Source organism: Cellvibrio sp. ARAG 10.3 (assembly GCF_051846955.1).
Lineage (GTDB): Bacteria > Pseudomonadota > Gammaproteobacteria > Pseudomonadales > Cellvibrionaceae > Cellvibrio.
Genome location: NZ_JBPYCU010000018.1, coordinates 63,376 through 82,758 on the forward strand (window position 1 = coordinate 63,376; position 19,383 = coordinate 82,758).

Genomic DNA, 19,383 nt, shown 5'->3' on the forward strand with positions numbered 1-19,383 from the left:
GTCGGGCACGCCGTCGTTATCAGTATCTTTGACGGAACTGTCGTCGTCAGGATCGGTGCCATCAACTTCCGTCTCAACGTAATCGGGCACGCCGTCACCATCGGTATCTTTTACTGAGGTTGGATCAGTCGGATCAGTACCGTCGACCTCTTCCACGTAATCCGGTACACCATCAGCGTCGGTATCTTTGGCCGACTTCGGATCGGCTGGATCGGTGCCATCTACGTCCTCAACATAATCCGGTACGCCGTCACCATCGGTGTCTTTGGCTGAGGTCGGGTCAGTGGGATCGGTGCCATCAACATTTTCGACATAATCGGGCACACCATCACTGTCGGTATCGGTGTAGTCGGTCGGATCAGTCGGATCGGTACCATCGACCTCCTCAACATAGTCAGGCACACCATCACCGTCAGTGTCTTTGAACAGCGTGGGATCGGTCGGATCAGAGCCATCTACGTCCTCAACATAATCCGGCACGCCGTCGCCATCGGTATCCGTGAAGGACGTTGGATCAGTCGGGTCTGTACCATCCTGACCTTCAACATGGTCCGGTACACCGTCACCATCGGTATCTTTGCTGGAGGTCGGATCATTCGGGTCGGTGCCTTCAACAACTTCCACATAGTCAGGCACACCGTCACCGTCGGTGTCGTTGACCGAGGTGTCGTCCGCCGGATCAGTGCCATCGATTTCAGTCTCGACATAATCCGGGACGCCGTCCCCATCCGTGTCTTTGGCCGAGGTCGGGTCGTTCGGATCGGTACCATCCTTTACTTCAACGTAATCGGGTACACCATCGCTGTCGCTATCCGGATAGGACGTCGGATCATTGGGATTGGTACCTTCCTGTGCTTCCACATAGTCAGGCACACCATCACCATCGGTATCCTTGAAGCTGTCACCATCGTCAGGGTCAGTGCCATCGCCAAAACTCTCAACATAATCGGGCACACCGTCGTTATCACCGTCCGGGAAGTCTTCATCATCATTCGGGTCGGTGCCGGCTGTGGTTTCCGCATAATCGGGTACACCGTCGCCATCGGTATCCGCCGCTGCCGTGACAGTAATATTGAATGGACCACGGTTTGCAAATAAACCGCCGCTGTCCGTCACACGGATGGTGATGTTGGAGAAGGTGGTTACATCGCCGCCACCGGGTGTTCCCGACAGCGTACCGGTCGTGGTATCGAAGCTTGCCCAGGCAGGCCGGTTGGTGATGCTGTAAGTATGTGTATCACCCAGGTCAGCATCAGAAATGGTTGGTACGTAACTGTAGGCAACCCCTTCTGTTGCGGTTGTTGCCGGGCTGTTGGTGAAACTGGGACCAGCGTCATTTACATTAGTGAAGTTAATCACACCATTGCTGGGAACGGTGGTATTGGTACCATCCGTTGCCGTAATCGTGTAAGTCGGCGCATATTCACTGCCGTCATGAACGAAGGCGATACGGCCGAGGTTGATGTCTTCCTGGGTAAAGGTGGTAATTGCTGCACCCTGGTTGCTCACCAACGCAAATCGACCATTAGTCACGCTCGTAACGTTGAAGGTAATGGGTTCCCCTTCCGGGTCGGCATAGCTGATATTTTCATTACTTAACGCAATAGCATCACCCTCTACCAGTGTGATGGTATTCGCTGCTTCCAATGGTGGGCCGGAATAATCACCGGCATTCGGGTGCGGTTCTACATGTACAAAGAAATCGTTGGAAGTGCTGAGACCATCAGGATCTTTGATATAAAGCGATAGGGCGCGATCACCCTCCTCCCGCAAAGGAAACGTATCCCGGTAGGTCAAGGCGCGCACCAACGCTTGCAATGTGTCGAGGCTGGTCGGGCCGGTAAAGTCGATGCGCAGTGCACGACCTTCGCCATCCAGGGTCGGATGAACCGTACCGAAGGCATTACCTTCATAATAAATCGTGTCGCCATCACGCCGAATTTGTCCAGCGCCATCCCCCTCACTATCAACGCTGAGCACTTCCAACTGACCATCGGTAAAGGTCACGTTGAATTTCATCATGCCGCCCTGGAATTCCGTTGTATTGGCGTCGGTTACCGATGCATTTTGATCCTGGTCAACGCGTACGGCTGTTGTGCCTGAATAGGTCACTTTGTCCGCTTCGATGTTGTAGACGCGCGGCGCATTCGGGTCAGGAACAATGAAGGTCAAGCCCAAATAATTGTTGCTTCTGGTGTTGGTGTTATCGCGAATCTCAAATGTGATCGGATAACTGCCCGGATCAAGACCTGAACCCATCGGGCCGGGAGTGAAGGTGTAATTGTCCGGTGTATCTTCAGTCAAAGCGCCCTGCATGGTACCGAGGCTTTGAGTATCGATGGCACTGCCGGTAATCGCGAAGGAAAAGCTATCACCTTTTTCAACAATGATGTTGCGGGTTTCTGGAATCGATGCAGAGTTTCCATAGTTCACCTGGGCCTGATTAACCAGGCTCAGGATCAGATCAACGTGAGTCTTGGATTTGGCATTGCCATTTTCGTCAACATCTTCTGCGACGATGCCGGCACTATAAAGCCCGTTGGCCCTGCCACCGGAACCACTCCAGGTGATAACTCCGGTGTTGGGGTTAATGGCAAGCCCCGGCGGGTTGGTTGAAGATCCACCACCAAGTTCATCCAGATTCGCCAGGCGATAACGCAGTTTATCCGCGTTAGGGTCGGTAGAACTTAGATCGTAAGTCCAATTCGTTAGCGTTGTCACACCATCAGACTGTAACTTCGGCACTTCGAGGATAATGGGTAAATCGATTTTCGGCGCGAGGTTATCGTCTTTCAGATAAATCGTGCTCTGAATTTTCCAGGTGCCGTTCGCGTTGTTTACCAGGTTGCCGATACGCGCACTGCTGGAAAAAAACACTGAATATTTTGTATCAGGATCAAGATTCTTCGCCGTGAAGATGGTCGTCTGTAAGGCATAGTCTGCGTTTTTTATATCGCCGTTAACAAAGATGATTTCATTGCTTTGTTGCGTCGTCGTAAAGTTCGGCGATTTTTGCAAACCGACAGGGTCAATGTAGTCATAACGCCACGCTGTTTTAACAGTGATTTCGATATCGTTCCTGACACCATCACCGTCCATCGCTTTAGATTGCCAGGTAATCGAGCCGCCGCGAAAGTGCGAGGCCAGCGCACTGGCTGGCGCCAGGGCGGCAATTGTCAGCAACCCCATCGCCAGCAGAGAAATAAAATTACGTTTTAATCCTGAGTTCATAGTGAGCATGTTCCTGAAGGACAAAAATCAAATTGCCCTGTGGTCTCTTGGTTGAAAATTATTTGGATAAAGCGAGGTATTCGAGCTTGATGTCCCATTCCTCTCCTGCCTCAGTTTTGTTGCTCCAGGTAAAACAATAGGGTTGTGTTGATTCAACACTGAACTTGTCACTCACATCCTGCACCGTTTCCAGACGGTTCTTGAATTCAGTCCCACTTTCAGGGTGATAATGGATGTTGAAATTAACCGGATGTTTTGAGGTAAAACGGTATTGAACCGAGTCACCGGCGTGAAATTCGAGGCACACCTCGCGGGTATAGTGTTCAACACCGACCATCGGCACGCTCAACTGCTGCCATTCATTTGCCGTGGCGATGGTTGCAGTACCTGTCAACATGAACAAACAAAAAAATCGGCAAAGGAATAAATGAAACTGTGATGTCATGGTCAGTACCGAGTGTATTTTTCAGGGACAATTGTTAACGCGGCACACGATAAAACGCCTCTCGCCGCCGCTCGAAAAAGATCAACCGGCTGACGGTTGATAACCAACCAATCCGCATACATTTTTCAAGTTCATCTTTTACCGGGGAGTATAGTCAGAGGGGGTCTCGCATTTTCTTGCGATTTCTTGCAATTTCTTGCAACGTGGAAACTTGTCGGTTGTTAGAGCAGCGTTAAAAATCAACTGGCAAGACATAGCAGTGCTGAAAAGCACTGCTATGGGGATTTAAGCGGGAAAACAAGCAGAGAAAACGAGGCGGTGTTTATCCAGGGAAGCTTTATTCCTGGGTAGTCCGAAGTAGATACACCGTAAAGATGGAGCCACCGGCAGGGTTGGGTTGATAAGCCAGTTTCCCACCGTGTAGCGTCACAACCGTCTGAACCAAAAATAAGCCCAGCCCCATGCCGGAATGACCGCGCAAGGCCAAGGCATTCTCCGCACGGAAAAATTTGTCGAAGATTTTGTCGGCAGCTTCTGGCGGAATACCCATACCCTCGTCCGCTACCTCGATCTTGAGCATCTGGTTTTCCTGCCCGATGTGAATATATACCTGACCACCACCGGGTGAATACTTGATGGCATTGTCCAGCAAGTTCAGCACAACCAACCCGACCCAGTGCGGATCAATAAAAAATTGCGCATCTTCGTTGTTCAGGCTGATATGCAAATAGTGTGGTGGTTCCACCGGCCGCAATTCATGAACCTGTTCAATCAACGCCGCCGGCGTAATCCACTCGCGCTGCAACTGGATACCTTTGTCCAGCAAGCGGTCTTCTGCCAATGCGTTATCAATCAATGTATTCAGTCGTGCAAGGCCGAGGTTCGCACGGGAAAAGCGCGGTGCCAGTTCAGGATGAGAGTCCTGGGTTTGCAATTCAATGTTGGCCATGGCAGAACCGACAACTGCCAGGGGCGTGCGCAACTCGTGCGCAACCATGCTAAATAAATCACGATGTAAACGCGCCTTTTGTTGCTCACTCAAAAAAGCCTTTTCCTGGGCGCGCAAGTGCAACATCACCACCAGCGCAATATAGGGTGTCTGAAAGATGGTCATGATTGCCCAAACGTGGGTCGTCCAGAAGGTCAAGGGTAAGAGTGAGAAATTGCGTGCGATTTGAAACAGCAATGTCAGGAAGCCGGGCACAAACAGGATCAACATCAGTAACGCCGGCACAAAACGGTGACGCAACATCAGTGTAATCAGGATGGACATCAGGATTAACAATAATGTACTGCCAAAGGCAGCAGCGAGCGGAATCGGAGCACCCAGTAATGCCAGTAATGCAAACACACCACTGAGCCCTGCCAGCGCCCACATCAGTTTTGATAACCGCGGGAAGTGTGGCTCCGGTTTTAAAAATACCAGGCACATCGCCACACCAAAGGTCGCTGCGATAAAGTTGGTGAACGACATCAAGCGATCCGACCAATCTCCGGGCTGCTCGTACAGCAGTTGATCGTAGCCATTGAGGATGAAATGCATAAAACCGTTAAAGAACACAAAACCAGCAGTAATAAAATAGAAGGGTTTGCGGATCCACAAGCCACTGATCAAGGTGACAACCACCGTCGCCAGTACAAGGCCAAACAACAAACCATACAATGAATTCTCAATCCCCAACGAGTAGCTGTATGCCTCTGGGCTCCACAGCGTAAGCCCCAGTGTCAGGGTGCTAGTGGTTTGGACCCGCAGGTAGTAATACCCCGTAGTCCCTGAAGACAAATCGAGGGGCGCGAGAAAATGCCGTGCAGAGATGGGCCGAGCCGGTTGCGGGACGTGATCCCCCATATGAATCTTGCGGTAAGACCCATCGCCCTGCGGAATATACAAGTCCACCGAATCAAGAAATGTGGGGGCGACCTGCAGCCACCACTCCCCTTCTGCATCGGGCGTTACTGCCAGGCGCCAACGAAACCAGTGCGCCGTCTTGGTATAACCAAATGAATAATTATTGCCGTTTCGCTTTAAAAAATTTGCATAAGGGGGTTGTTCGGGGGCGGTTAAATCTTCTACACTTACCGGGCAATTGGCGCAATTTTCAACCCAATATTCCAAATTGGGTCGAAGATCAAGGTTGGAAACAGTCCCGTTGAGTGGTGAGGGAAGAGTCTCTGCCTGTATCGCAATACTGGAGAGCGATATTGCCAGGGATATCAGTACCCGTAACCAATGACGTCCAAGGCTTGATTGCATGACTACTCCTCGTATCCTCGTTGTTGAAGACAACCCCGATTTACGTATAGAAATCGTCGATTATCTGAATTTCTGTCGCTATAAAGCCGGCGCTGCCGACAGTATCCAGCACATGCAGCATGCACTGCGCTATGAGCACTGGAATATTCTGCTGCTGGATCTTACCTTACCGGACGGCGATGGTCTCTCTGCGGCTAAAGCATTGCGCAGTACTTATGGTTTAAAACTGGGGATTATCATGGTCACGGCCCGCGGCCATGTGGAGGATCGCATCGAAGGGATCAGCGCCGGTGCCGACGCCTATCTGGTTAAGCCGATCAACCTGAAAGAATTAAAGGTAACGATTGATCATCTGCATTCACGGCTCACCGGTTTGCTTGAAGAAACGCAGCCACCCACGCAGTGGCGACTGGATCAGCAATCGCTGGAGTTGATCTGCCCGAACACCCACCGCATCAGCTTGACCGTCACCGAGTCCTCATTGCTAAAAGCGCTGATGGAACAGCCCGGGCAAGCCATCAGCCGCGATCAATTGTGCCACTATCTCCCGCCCGGCAGCCGCCACGACGACACGCGCAGGCTCGATAGTATCCTGAGCCGACTCCGCAGCAAAACCAAAAAAGAAGCGGGCGTGAATTTGCCTATCCATACTTTGCGGAACAAAGGTTACACCTTTGCGGGGAATCGCCGGGCTAGTGACAAACAGTGATATTTACTGTGAATTCCGTTAATTTCTAGATTTTATTACACATCTTACTGATCGGATTGGCGAGGTTTGCCGTGATAACGCCGAGCAGGTAAGGGCTTTCAATGTATTCATAGGACTTTCCTTCTTCTTTATCCAGCCCTTGATAAAGGTACTGCAGAGGCTTGCACGGATCGATAGCCAATGTCTGATCCACCGAATAACGAATTATTTCACCATGGGAAACTCCCTCGGACCAGATGCGTCCCCGAAAACGCATATTGTCTGAACTCGCAAACACATTCATAGGATCTGACGTTAATGGATGCCACTCGCCAGCCAGACTATCACTGACCCACGCCCGAAAATAACGTCCTTTCGGGCCAATAGCTTCAATGAGGGTCAGGTAATTATGGGTACCGGCAACGTGGTAGGTATTGCTGGCTTCGAAGAGATCATCCCGTCTGCCTGACATAATCTTTGTCGTGTTATGAAAACCATTGGGAAACTGCTCGAGCGATGTTTGTGCACGAAAAAAATCGCCGTGGTCATTGGTGAAAAATAAGTAGCAATCTTTTTCGTCGCAAATATTCCAGAAATCAAGCCAGGCGTTGTAGCCATCATCATGCTTGACGAGCTCCGGTATTACCTTGAAAAAAGGTTCAGGTGCGGACCAGGACATCGGGTCGCTGATATCTCGACTGGTTGAATAAAGAGGGTCCCCTCCCTGATAAATCAAATACCACAGCTTTTGTGGTGCGAAGTAAAACACTTGCGGCGCAGCCCGATAACCGGGACCTATAGCAGATTTATCCAAGCCGATAATGGGCGCCGTGGCCGCCTCACTCCATTCGCTGAATGATGTGTAGGCCAACCCCCAACCCTTCTCTCCAGCAGTGGTCATAAAGACGTGGTATTTGTTGTCAAAATAGACAATTGATGGGTCTTTAACGCCGAATATTTTTTGGTTGGCATCCGTCGGCGGTAATATCAGGGGCTCACTGGAAATCCAGGAAAAGCTTTTTGTATCCTGATTTGTCGAAGGCGCTTTCACTGTCGAACATGCCACAACTACCACCGCAAAAACTGCGATGATTCCTTTTAAATAGGTTTTACTCTTTGATACCGCTTGCTTCATTGTTGCTCTCATATTATTAGTATCAGTTAATTTTTCCAGCCATCATCATCCTCAGCACCTTGCCTGAAAAATGGTGATTTAACCTGTATGGCACTAGTTGGGGAGTGTTCCAAAAAACAGATACATCTCTCCCTCGTGCCACTGCCCCAAACGCCCTGCCCGGTTTAAAGCGCCCTGAATACCGTGGGCTTCCGCAGGATGAAATTTGGTTCCAATGGGTGCGATACCTTGTAACAGTGAGATGTCACCGCTCGGGAAATCCACCTGGGTCGCCATGGGGCTGGATGCCTGTGCCGGGGTAAAGAGCCTGAGGAAGGTATTGTGATTGCTCGTGGCCAGGGTAATGGGTAGTTCCATTGTTTCCAGCGTGGCCCAATGGAAATCCCGGAAGAATCCTTTGAATTCCGGATAGATCCAGGACTGTCCGGTAATGGCATCGTTGTAGTCGTTTTGCCAGATATTGTGGGTCATCCCTTTTAACCGATTCTTCCACACGCGGTATGGACCACGCCCCAACCAGCGGACGCTTTTGACTTTCTCTTCCGGGTAATCAAAAGTTACGCCCATGTAACGGGCTTGATGCTTCGGTGGTAGACCATAGGCATAGTTGATTTGCAGCCAACCATTGGAATGTAAGCGCCATTGCGTGCGTCGCAATTCACCTTGATAACGGATGTTGACTACCGGCGTGTCACCCTCCCAATCGAGTGATACGTTTTCTACTTTGCTTTCACCTTCGACCAGGCGCGGTCCATTGTCCAGTGACAAACGCTGTTCTCCGCGCATCACTTCGGCCAAGCGCCCATTGCGCTTATCGATCAACAATGTCAGGTCTTCGCTGCGAAGTTGAATATGAGTCGCATTATTTTCCGCTTCAACAACACCATGACTCTCGCCGAACATTCGTCTGGCCGTGTCAGCTGGCGATGCGATCATCCACGTCCAGGTATGAATTAATCGACCATGGGAGTCTGTTGCGGACAACGCCAAGGCATGGTTGGTGCGCCAATTCTTCGGCAATTTCAAAGCTAAATTACCTGATTGACCTGGTGCGATTTCTTTAGTCTTCGCGCTACCTTGGCTGATCACCTCATGAGCTGCTTCAGAATCATGGGGATTTGGAAATTGCCACAGTTCCCAACTGAATTTCACCTCACTTAAGTCAGTAAAGTCATAACGGTTTTCAACACGTAGCGTTCCATCAAAATGCTCAGATAAATAACTCAATTCACTTTGCGGAAAATACACGGGCGACCAGATTTCGCGAACGGCATAAAAACTTCCCTCCTTCTCACGATAGGGCCCTAAAATGCCATCCGGTGCCGAATTCCCCGCTGTATCAATCGCGCCACCCTGATCGTCACGCACGATACCTTCATCGGCAAAGGCCCAGATAAAACCACCTACAGCCAAGGGATGCCGCAACATCCTGTTCCACCAGTCATCCAATCCGGTCGCAGCGCCACCGTCGTATAACCCGTGCAAAAACTCGGTGGGCATGAACAATTCAGAACCACCAAATAAGCTACTGGCGCAACAGTCGTAGGTTTCGTAATGCGACGTATCAATACCGCCAAACAGCGCCCAAGGATGAATGACGGGACGCTTTTGTCTATCCCAATGTCTGAAGTCGGCATCGAGTTCCAGATTCCATCCGCCTTCATTGCCGTTGGCCCAGATGATAATTGAGGGGTGGTTGTGGTCGCGGGTAATCATCTCTCGCACCAGAGGCCGGCCAACATCAGTGTTGTATGCATCCTGCCAACCGGTGAGTTCGTTAATCACATAAATGCCCAACTCGTCGGCCACCTTCAAAAAATGCCGATCCGGCGGCGCATGCCCCACGCGTACCGCATTCATATTCATTGACTTGATCAGCTCAATATCACTGCGGCTAATCGCTTCGCTGGTGGTGCGCCCGGAGTCGGGCCAGAAAGAATGTCGGTTCACCCCTTTTAATCGAATCTTACGACCATTGATATAAAAACCATCGCGAGGGCGAACCTCTACTGTACGAAAACCAAATGTTTCTTCTACTTGATGCAAGGATTTTCTGCCACGCTTGAGTTCGACCACGACCTTGTAACGATAAGGGTCTTCTGCGCTCCACGGGCGCACGTCGCGCAGCCGGGCTGCGAGTATCACTTCACGCTGACCTGGTGCCACCGCTGCCGAAAACCGACGCCCTATCCGTTTGCCATCCAGCGTGGCGATATGCCCCTCGACCGAATCAGCACCTTCAATACCGTCTAATAAAACCTGTGCCTGGAATTCACCATCATGTGCAGCATTCAGAGCGATACGCTCAATGTGTTCAGATGGCTTTAGCTCAAGCCACACCGGACGATAAATACCGCTAAACATCCAGAAATCGGCGCGACGCTCGGCAAGGTTGATAGATTTATCGGCGGAAAAACGTGTGACCTTAACCTCTAGTAAATTGTCTGCACCGTAGCGTAAGTGTTTATCGATGTCGTAACGAAATTCGTAGAAACCACCGCGGTGCACCGGCCCGACGAGCTCCCCATTCAGATGGACTTCGGTATCAGTCATCACGCCGCCAAACACAATCTCAATTGCACGGCCTTGCCAATCGGCGGGTACGGAAAAGGTGTACCGGTATTGCCCTTCCCGATCCGGGGCAAGCCCGCCATCCCAATCGCTCCAATAACGATAAGTACCAAAACCCTGCATTTCCCAGTTTGAAGGGACGGGAATTGACTTCCATTCGCCACTATTGCGCCCTCCACTGACCCGAAATTGCCAATCCACCGTGTGATCTTTGTCTGTGCCACTCAAAAAATGAACCTCGGTGGCTTGAGCCAGGCAGAGGTTGCTCAACGTTATAAATACCAACAGCCACATAGTGCGCAAGATCATTAGTACCGCCGAATTCTCAAAAAAATAAAAAAGCAGATATAGCACGGAGAGTTCTGACCTCTATGCTATATCTGATGACAAGAGCATCCATGCAAGGGGAGAAAATCGATCAAGCCGTTTAACAATAAACGACGACGATATCCTAGCCTTTCAGAACCAAAAAAAACTTTAAGTAAAAACAAAATAACTTACAGATTAAATTAATCTTATTATTTTTACGAAAACTGTTATCAACCGCTTTTTCTGAAATCCATCAAAAAAAACGGATTTTTCGAACCGTTTTTTGATGGCCATGGAATCTAGAAAATAATCTTTACACTGGAGCCATAGGCAGTTGGCAAAACATCCGGTAAAGATACCACCAGATAATCATTCTCCTGGCGCCAACTCACGTGCTTATCGTAACCAAGCAACGTTACTTTTTTTATGTCTTTATCTATCAACTTACTATTTTTACCTAATGAGTAGATCTTTATCTCTTTTGATGGTTGAGCCAAGGTAGTAGCATAAAGCGCATCGGATGTTGCGGTAAATCTGATATCTTGCGCGGTATAGTTATCTTCTTCTTTAAAGTGTCCTGCTGCGGACGACGTTGGACCTTCACCATAGATCTTCCATGGTCTGGTTGAGTAAATTGCCTCGCCGTTTACCTTGATCCAGGCCGCCATTTCTTTCAGGAAACGAATCGATTCAGGCGGCAGGCTTCCGTCTGGATACTGAACGACGTTAATCAACAGGTTCCCGTTTTTACTGACAATGTCAGTCAGCATGTGCACCACTTGTGCAGTGCTCTTATATTGATAATTTTCACTATAAAACCAATCCCCTATTGAAGTGCAGGTTTGCCAGGGGTATGGACTAATACCCTCCATCACGCCTCGCTCAATGTCCTGAACACCGGCTTTGAGTATGAATTGGCCAGAACCGATATCCTTGTGCGTATAAACTGCTTCCAGGCGGCCACCATTTCTTTTTATATTTTTATTGTAAAAATCAGCAATCAACGAGCGGCCAATCTGGCCAAAAGGAATTCCACCGTCCGTATAAAGCAGGTCGGGATTGTATTGATCGATAAGATCGGTAATTCTCAAAAGCCAGTTTTGCTGGGATTCCGGGTTATCGGTGTACCATGTTCTGGAATCTCGATAGGGCCTGTCCTTACCAGAATGGTATAGATCAGCATACGCCGGATTCTCGCCATCGTAACCCACGCCATTGTGAGGCCAGAATTCATCATAACCATGGCTAGGGGCAAACCAACTATAGCTAGCGCCCAAGTGCTCTGATACCCCAAAACGTAAACCGTATTTTTTTGCGGCTTGTTTCCAGTCCTTAACAATGTCACGTTTTGGACCCATGTTTACTGCATTCCATCGATGAAATGTTGAGTTCCACAGGTCAAAATTATCGTGGTGTACTGCCATACTCACAAAGTATTTAGCACCCGCTTCCTTGTACAGCTTCATCAGGCCGTCAGGATCAAACTTCTCTGCTTTCCAAAGGGGAATGATGTCCTTGTACCCCACTTTTGAGGGGTGGCCATAGTTTTTAACATGGTAGTCGTACTGTGCAGTTCCAGGGACATACATGTGTCTCGCATACCAATCCCCCGCTCGCGGTACCGACTGCGGCCCCCAGTGCGACCAGATACCGAACTTTGCATCACTGAACCATTCAGGCACAGTGTATTTTTCCAGGGTATCTGGCGTAAAAGCTGCATTTTTATCGAACCCGGGCTGAACGTTTTTTTCGTTTGCTGCAAGAGAGCAGGCGCCCATAAAAATCAAGGGGAGGACAGACAATTTTATTGATATTTTTTTCATAACATTCACATCCAGACTAACCAGTTAAAACCATGCTGAATTGCGCCACTCAGCTTACGTAACCCCTGACTTTAACCGGTCATAGCAGTGGATTAAATGAATAATATTGCTGATTTATAACACTCATCAAATAGTGTTATTTCTATTTCATATTGAGCAAGGCCGCACTACAAGCTGTGACCAAAAGCGCGCCATAAAAATTATTAAACAGGAAGGGGAGCGTAGTGAATGCGAGAGATGTCTGGCGATATTTGCAGGAGAATACACCCAGACAAACTTATCCTTGTTTGTTGGTTTTGTGCAGAAAATTTATTGGGAAGCTCGCCTTCCCCGGACTTCCTTCGGCGTTGATCCGAATTGTTCTTTGAAAAGCTTGTTAAAATAAGAAATGTTTTTAAAACCGACTATATAGGCGATTTCTGTTATCTGCGCTTCCGGCTTTTCGGTCAGCAACCTTGATGCCTCCACAAGCCGTAATTTATTAATATAGTTAGTAAATGTGGCGCCATATTCAGTCTTTAACACCTCATTAACCCTGGTTCGGCTGACGCCGACGGCCTTACAAACCGAACTATTGTCGATATCGGGATCTGCAAAATTCTTTGATATGTAGTCAATAATTAGCTGCTTATCCCTCTCGCGCGCGGGATTTAAGGTTAATTGTTCATATTTTAGTTCCTGTTTAATCTCTTGTTCGCGAGACTTTTGGCCCGAATATTTCTTTATGGTCCAGGCACCACAAACTAACCATATAAGCGCGGCAAAGAATGCAAAGGCGGGTAACACGCCGTCTCTTTGCCCGGAAAAGGAAATGTTAGAAACATAAAATTTGGAACTGACGTCTAGTGGACTATCGTAACTGGATTCAAGATAAACCCGGATCACTTTATTCAGGTCGTATTTATTTTCCGAGGCCTTGTAACCAAACATGTGAAGCCACCACACGGGAATCTCAAGAGAATCCAGCTTCACTGATATGTCGCGCCACTCTGTATCACAATCGATAAACACACCAGCGCTTCTATAAGTGAGCGGATTATGCCTCTGAGTAACTTTTACATCATGAAAGGACAAGCCAAAATATAAGGTATTACCGAATGAACACTTTAGTGAAATAGTAGCCGTACTAAAATCGGAAAGATTAGCAAACCCGTCAATACCCTTCTCAATATGCAGCGCAACTCCTGCGTTAGGCTGCTTGGCAGCACTGGATAGCGTAAATTCCGCATCAATTGAAGAGGGGCTTTGCTCGTAATGTAGGGTTGATTCTTGATCATGATATGAGACCAATGACCAATCTTCCAATATTTTTCCTTCAGCAAAAACGGTAAGAGACGGGTGCGCGTATTGAAAGCAGACAATAAATCCAACAGACGTTAGAAGGAATAACACAATATAGAAATATAATAATCTGGATCGCAACCATTCTTTGCCAATCAAGTTTCACCTCTACAAATGCCATGGAGAAAGAGGTAATAATTGCCTTCTCTTCTATTTATAGGTTTTATTTATAGGTTCTGTTATTGGTTCAATTTAAGCTTGACGAGCAATTACCATGCCACAACCAAAGCATTATAACCCGAAATTATTTTAATTATAGATTCTAGCACGAAACCTTTTTGCTGCAGCGGAGCTAAACAATACTAAACTCTTTTTTAAGATCCACGCAACTCGGAATATTGGGGGGAGTGGACAGGGCGGGCAATTCAATCAAGCGGAGCTTACAGCAGTAAACCACAACCATGAGATCCCTCCACAGTTGTGGTGCTACAAATAGACTATCTTTTTATGAGCTGAACCACGGCACCACCAGACGGAGCCAGAGACAATTTCAGAGTATGCTTACCTGTTTTCTCGACGAGGTGTCGTTTAACTGATGAGGGCGTTTTTCCATCCTGCCAGATTGTTGTCGTATATGATCCATCACCTAAAAAGTCCAGCGGGACCTTGAGCGTGCGCCCTGCTTCATTCGTCATGGCACCAATATACCAATCCTTTCCTTTCCGACGGGCTGAAACAATGTACTCGCCGATATCACCCTGAAGTATTCTGGTTTCGTCCCAGGTCACTGGCACATCTTTAATAAATTCCAATCCATCAGCCCATTCATTTTCTGGCTGGGGCCATTTTCCATCGGTTTTGCTGTAGGTTATCGGGGAATCCGCCAGCATCTGCAACGGGCTGTCGTAAACGACAAACATCGCCAAACCATGGCCTCGCGTGGTTTTTACATAAGGCAGGGTATTGCGGCGCAGCTGCGGAAATTCTTCCGGTGTCGTATGCCGAAATCCCCCCGGCGTATAGTCAATAGGGCCCAGGATCATACGGGTAAATGGCAGCGTTACATTGTGCGTCGCGGTTACTCGTGAACTCCACTTGTTATATTCCGCTCCCATGACACCCTCCTGGGTCAAGTAATGAGGATAGGTTCTGACCAACCCGTTGGGTGGATAGGCACCATGAAGATTGACCATGATGTTGTATTTGGCCGTCGTCTGAAGAAGCTTGTGATAATAATTCACCATCTCTTGGTCAGAGCGATCCATAAAATCCACTTTGATACCTTTGATGCCCCACTTTTTATAAGTGCTTAACGCTTCTTCCATTTGCCAATCCAGTTGTTGCCACTGAACCCATAACCACACACCTACCCCTTTACTTGCGGCATAGCGCAGTATCTCTGGCATATCCATTGATGGAATCGGCTTTAAAAGGTCGGCACCGGGTGAACTGGTCCATGCAGCACCTTCGTGCCACCCGGAATCAATCAGAATATATTCCAGCCCAAGCGTAGCGGCAAAATCAATATAAGCTTTGTAGGTTTCCGTATTCATTCCAGGTGTGACACCGGCATCCTCCAGAACAACCTGATTGTCATTCCACCAATCCCAGGCCACCTTTCCCGGCTTGATCCAACTGGTATCTTTAACCTCGGAGGGTGCGCCCAATACAGCGATTAACGATGATTCAGTCAGGCTACCCGGATTATCACCCAACATGATTACGCGCCAGGGCGATACAACCCCCGCGGCAGTCATGCGTGCGCGCACCGCCGCTTTGTTCAGTCCGTCTGGTCTACTATCAAAGCGCGGGGTCAGGCGCACATCCACACCCAAACCTCCGTCACCGCGCCCAATAAACCAACTGCCGGGATAATCGCGCACATCAGACTCCGCCAATGCAAAAACGCCCTGCCCTCTGCCTGTCTTACAAACCAGTGGATTATCATAGAGATTATGTTCGCGGATACGTGACGCCTTGATTGGATCGAATTCTCCTTCATGACTGTTTGCGAATTTCCCTAAATTCAAGCCGAAGCAGGTGTAATCTGCGGCAAATGAAAAGCGCGTTAATTCATTTTGAATAGTAAATTCACTCAAGCCTTCCTAGCTCGGCAATATGTACCTGATTGCCACACCCTCGTCGTACACCCTGATCGCAATATCCAGCTTATACTTCGTCTGTGCTGAATCCGAGAAGCGGAGAAGTGCAGCATTATAAAAATCGTTAACCGTTTTTGTTCTCCCGGCCACCAACTCAACATAATCCCTGATTTCCGTACGTGTTTCCCTGAGGAACTCCATCTTTGATGCCCCTACCGGGATATCATCAATAATCAATCCCAACGAAGAATCATTAATAATCAACTTATCATCGACCTTAACCTGGTAGCTCAGGCCTTTCTCATTATTAATAATGGAAACGGAAACCCTCCCGTCAGGAGAGCCAAGATTGATAACATCGGCAATACCAATAGATGGCGTTGCTATAACCAACAAAAATAAAACTACTTTTAACATCGTCACTCATCTCACAAATATTGAAAATTATATATAGCGTTTTCTATACGCTACTACGCGTCTTCTTATACCAGCGGAGCCCCTGAGATAATCACCTTTCGTTATTCAGCAATAATTATCTGTAATTATCCATTACCGATGATGATTCTATTTTATTTTTAATCGTAGCCAGTATTTTCTGGAAGCCTCTTATCATGTCGGCTTCTTCCATGTTATCAACCAAGGGGCTATAAGACGCGGGTGTTAGTCCATGGCCATTGAAAACACTGATCCAGTTTTCTTCCTGAAAGGTTTCGTCTTCCAGAATTGAGGCATAACCATAATCTTTAAATAATGCCACTTTTCTCGCCAGGGCATCGGGAATATCAGCGCCTCGACACGCCTGCCAAAACGGTTCTTTTCTGGAATTTAATGCGTAATGAGCGAGTTGAAAGTTGCGTAAGTTTTCAATAAACGAGCGAATCTTATTGTTATAAACCTTTCGTTCGTTGTCGTACTCTTCGCTGTTTGGAAATAATTGCCTCAGCATGACAATGCTGATAACCAACGCATGTTGCTGCAACGCATCCAGCGGTTCCAGAACCGCCGCCGCACTGCCTACGGCCAAACAATTCCCGATCCAGGGGCGTTTTAATATGCGGCATTTTATCTTTCGTTCGCCAGCATCGTGAATCTCTGCACCCATACGGGTTTTTATTTCTTCCGCAACTTTATCGAGTTCTGTGTATTCGGAAGAGTACAATGCTTGTACAGCGGTACGATTTTGCAGAGGATACAGGCCACACCAGCCATTGGAAAGTGCCGTAATCTGGCTAAAGGCCGGCGTCGGTGAAAGAGGACCACTCGACGCGGTAACTATCCGATCACAATGAAACCAATGATCCCAGCTTTCGATGTGTTGATCAGAGTTTTTATCAGACAAGGCGCCAATAAGGCGTGCGTCGGAACCGGATGCATCAATATAAAAATCGGCTTTTATAACGGTGCCATCTTGCAACTCCAGGGACTCTATTTGTTCATCATTACGATGAATTGATTCGAGATATTCCGTTATGTGTTTAACACCAGCATTTTTTGCTGCACGAGCGATGGCATCAACATATTCACTTGCACTGAGATGATAACCGTGCGCCGCATGAGAAAAACCACTCTCATCCGCCCCCGCAACAAAGCGCCGATGTTTGGCCGCTGCCACACCCAGGGAAAATTCTTCCAACGGAAGTTTTAGTCCATTTTGGGCCGCTTTTATCCAGTATTGAAAGAAATCAACCCCGTTAAAATCAATACCGTGGCGATCATAGGCGTGAAAATAATCAGGCAGGTCCGGGTTCCAGCCAGAAAACCTCTGACCAAAATAGACACTCGCCTTTGCCGTTGCCCGCAATTTTTCCTCGTTTGCTCCCAAGGTCTTATGCAACATTTTATAGCTGGGAAGAACGGCATAAAAATCGTGCGCAGTGAGTTGGGTGCCAAGGTCTATAAAGGTAATATCGTACCCGCCTCTTGATTTGTCGAGCACGGACTTCAGGAAGAACGCCGTCATCCAGCCATCGAGGTCCCGACCAACAATTGCAACACTTCTGATTTGATTGTTCATATCCATCACTCTTTCAAAGCACAATATGCTTTGACGAACTGCCCGTGGTTAGATAAATCCACCAGACCCTGGTCAATCATATTGCTCACCTCCTCAAGCAACGAATCAAGCTGCTCGGCGGGAATAGAAGAGATAAAAGGGTCAACCCCCGCCTGCTGCAGTCCTTGCCCATGAAGAACGGCAAGCCAGCTGGGCGTGCTGAATAGGCCGTATTTGAAGCTTTCGGAATACCCGCGCCGTTTGAATAGATCTATTTTTTGCGAGAGGCTTTCCGGCACTTGCATAGTGCGACAATGTCGCCACAACTCAGAATCCGTGCGTTCGTTCATGTGATAGTGAAGAATAAGGAAATCGCGGATTCGTTCATACTCATTGTCGATGAGGCGATTGTACTCATCGGACAAAGCAGCATAACGTTTATTAGCGTGTGCAGGGAAAAGGCGCAACAGGCAAACAATGGCAATATGTATCAGGTAAATACTGGTAGATTCCAAGGGCTCCAGAAACCCGCTCGACAAACCAATAGCAACGCAATTTTTACTCCAGGATTTTTTGTAGCGCCCCGTCTTGAACGTGATAAATCTGGGCTCTGTTAACACATCGCCGTGGATATTTTTTAACAGGGAGTCATAAGCCTCATCATCGCTGATGGCATTGCTACAATACACATAACCATTCCCGGCTCTATGCTGTAGTGGAATACGCCATTGCCATCCGCCCTCCTTCGCAGTTGATGTTGTATAGGGTGGTATATCCTGTTGCTGACCGGATTGAACGGCGATGGCTCTGTCACATAGTAACCAATGCGACCAGTCTTCAAATTCGGCACCCAGGTTCTTCTGCAGCAACAAGGAGCGAAACCCGGAGCAATCTATAAAAAAATCACCACTGAATTCCTGCCCATCTTTCAGAACAACCGACGTGATATTGCCTGTGTCCGGATCATTCCGGACGGCATCAACAATACCATTGATCCGGCGGACACCCGCATTCTCACTTATCTCTCTCAAAAACCGGGCATATAAGGTCGCGTCAAAATGATACGCATAGGAGAAGGTGCTAGCGACATCTTGAGTATTTTGGGATGGGAATTTAAATCCGTTATTTTCACATAATTGAACAGCAAAGGAATATCGTGCGAGCTCAGGAATTGATCGTCTTGTGCTTGTCTGAGCCCAGCACTGATAAAATTCGGAGGTATTATTAGGGCCGCCATAAAGGCCAAAGGGATGGATATAACTATTTCCTGTCCGCCCCCAGTCCAGAAATTTAATTCCGAGTTTGAACGTTGCCTGGGTTCGCCTCATCATTTCCGGCTCACTGATACCCAGCTGATCATTGAAACTTTTTATCGAGGGTAAGGTTGCCTCACCGACACCAACACTTCCAATGTCCTCAGATTCAATCAAAATAATTTGAAAGCGGGATCGATCTTTATAGCACGACGAAATAGCAGCCGCTGTCATCCAACCCGCTGTCCCGCCTCCCACTATTATTATTGTAAAAGGTTGCTGCATAACTGACTCCAAA

General features: G+C 48.1%; 11 protein-coding genes and 1 pseudogene. 1 reads left to right on the forward strand and 11 read right to left on the reverse strand.

Going from position 1 to position 19,383, the window contains the following annotated elements:
• The 3 genes from ACSV5M_RS18200 to ACSV5M_RS18210 form a co-directional block, all read right to left on the reverse strand.
• The coding region (locus ACSV5M_RS18200; RefSeq protein ID WP_439177922.1) for a putative Ig domain-containing protein at positions 1-3,231 on the reverse strand (3,231 nt) is incomplete at its 3' end.
• Positions 3,232-3,289: 58 nt separating this feature from the next.
• A complete protein-coding gene (locus ACSV5M_RS18205; protein WP_439177923.1) occupies positions 3,290-3,628 on the reverse strand; it encodes a hypothetical protein in 339 nt (112 codons plus the stop codon).
• Positions 3,629-4,013: 385 nt separating this feature from the next.
• Positions 4,014-5,930 (reverse strand): sensor histidine kinase, encoded by a 1,917-nt coding sequence (locus ACSV5M_RS18210; RefSeq protein WP_439177924.1) that lies wholly within the window; start codon positions 5,928-5,930, stop codon positions 4,014-4,016.
• Here ACSV5M_RS18210 and ACSV5M_RS18215 point away from each other — a divergent pair.
• On the forward strand, positions 5,929-6,639 hold the full coding sequence (locus tag ACSV5M_RS18215; protein ID WP_439177925.1) for a response regulator transcription factor: 711 nt from the start codon (positions 5,929-5,931) through the stop codon (positions 6,637-6,639). The genes ACSV5M_RS18210 and ACSV5M_RS18215 overlap by 2 nt on opposite strands.
• 25 nt (positions 6,640-6,664) lie before the next feature.
• Here ACSV5M_RS18215 and ACSV5M_RS18220 read toward each other — a convergent pair whose 3' ends face one another.
• The 8 genes and pseudogenes from ACSV5M_RS18220 to ACSV5M_RS18255 all read right to left on the reverse strand — a co-directional run bounded on the left by ACSV5M_RS18220 (position 6,665) and on the right by ACSV5M_RS18255 (position 19,370).
• The gene (locus tag ACSV5M_RS18220) at positions 6,665-7,753 is read right to left on the reverse strand and encodes a non-reducing end alpha-L-arabinofuranosidase family hydrolase (protein WP_439177926.1); all 1,089 of its coding nucleotides are present in this window, start codon (positions 7,751-7,753) and stop codon (positions 6,665-6,667) included.
• Positions 7,754-7,846: 93 nt separating this feature from the next.
• The gene (locus ACSV5M_RS18225; RefSeq protein ID WP_439177927.1) at positions 7,847-10,552 is read right to left on the reverse strand and encodes a glycoside hydrolase family 2 TIM barrel-domain containing protein; all 2,706 of its coding nucleotides are present in this window, start codon (positions 10,550-10,552) and stop codon (positions 7,847-7,849) included.
• Between the two features lie 380 nt (positions 10,553-10,932).
• A complete protein-coding gene (locus ACSV5M_RS18230; protein WP_439177928.1) occupies positions 10,933-12,456 on the reverse strand; it encodes an alpha-L-fucosidase in 1,524 nt (507 codons plus the stop codon).
• Between the two features lie 309 nt (positions 12,457-12,765).
• Positions 12,766-13,761, reverse strand: coding sequence for a helix-turn-helix domain-containing protein (locus ACSV5M_RS18235; protein WP_439177930.1), 996 nt, complete (start codon positions 13,759-13,761; stop codon positions 12,766-12,768).
• Between the two features lie 473 nt (positions 13,762-14,234).
• Positions 14,235-14,531, reverse strand: coding sequence for a glycoside hydrolase family 97 C-terminal domain-containing protein (locus ACSV5M_RS18240; protein ID WP_439177945.1), 297 nt, complete (start codon positions 14,529-14,531; stop codon positions 14,235-14,237).
• Between the two features lie 6 nt (positions 14,532-14,537).
• Positions 14,538-16,256, reverse strand: a pseudogene (locus ACSV5M_RS18245) (glycoside hydrolase family 97 catalytic domain-containing protein); the annotation flags it as partial.
• Between the two features lie 115 nt (positions 16,257-16,371).
• Positions 16,372-17,853: a tryptophan 7-halogenase gene (locus tag ACSV5M_RS18250; RefSeq protein ID WP_439177931.1), complete on the reverse strand. Its 1,482-nt coding sequence runs from the start codon at positions 17,851-17,853 to the stop codon at positions 16,372-16,374.
• Between the two features lie 5 nt (positions 17,854-17,858).
• On the reverse strand, positions 17,859-19,370 hold the full coding sequence (locus ACSV5M_RS18255) for a tryptophan halogenase family protein (protein WP_439177933.1): 1,512 nt from the start codon (positions 19,368-19,370) through the stop codon (positions 17,859-17,861).
• Positions 19,371-19,383: the final 13 nt, after the last annotated feature.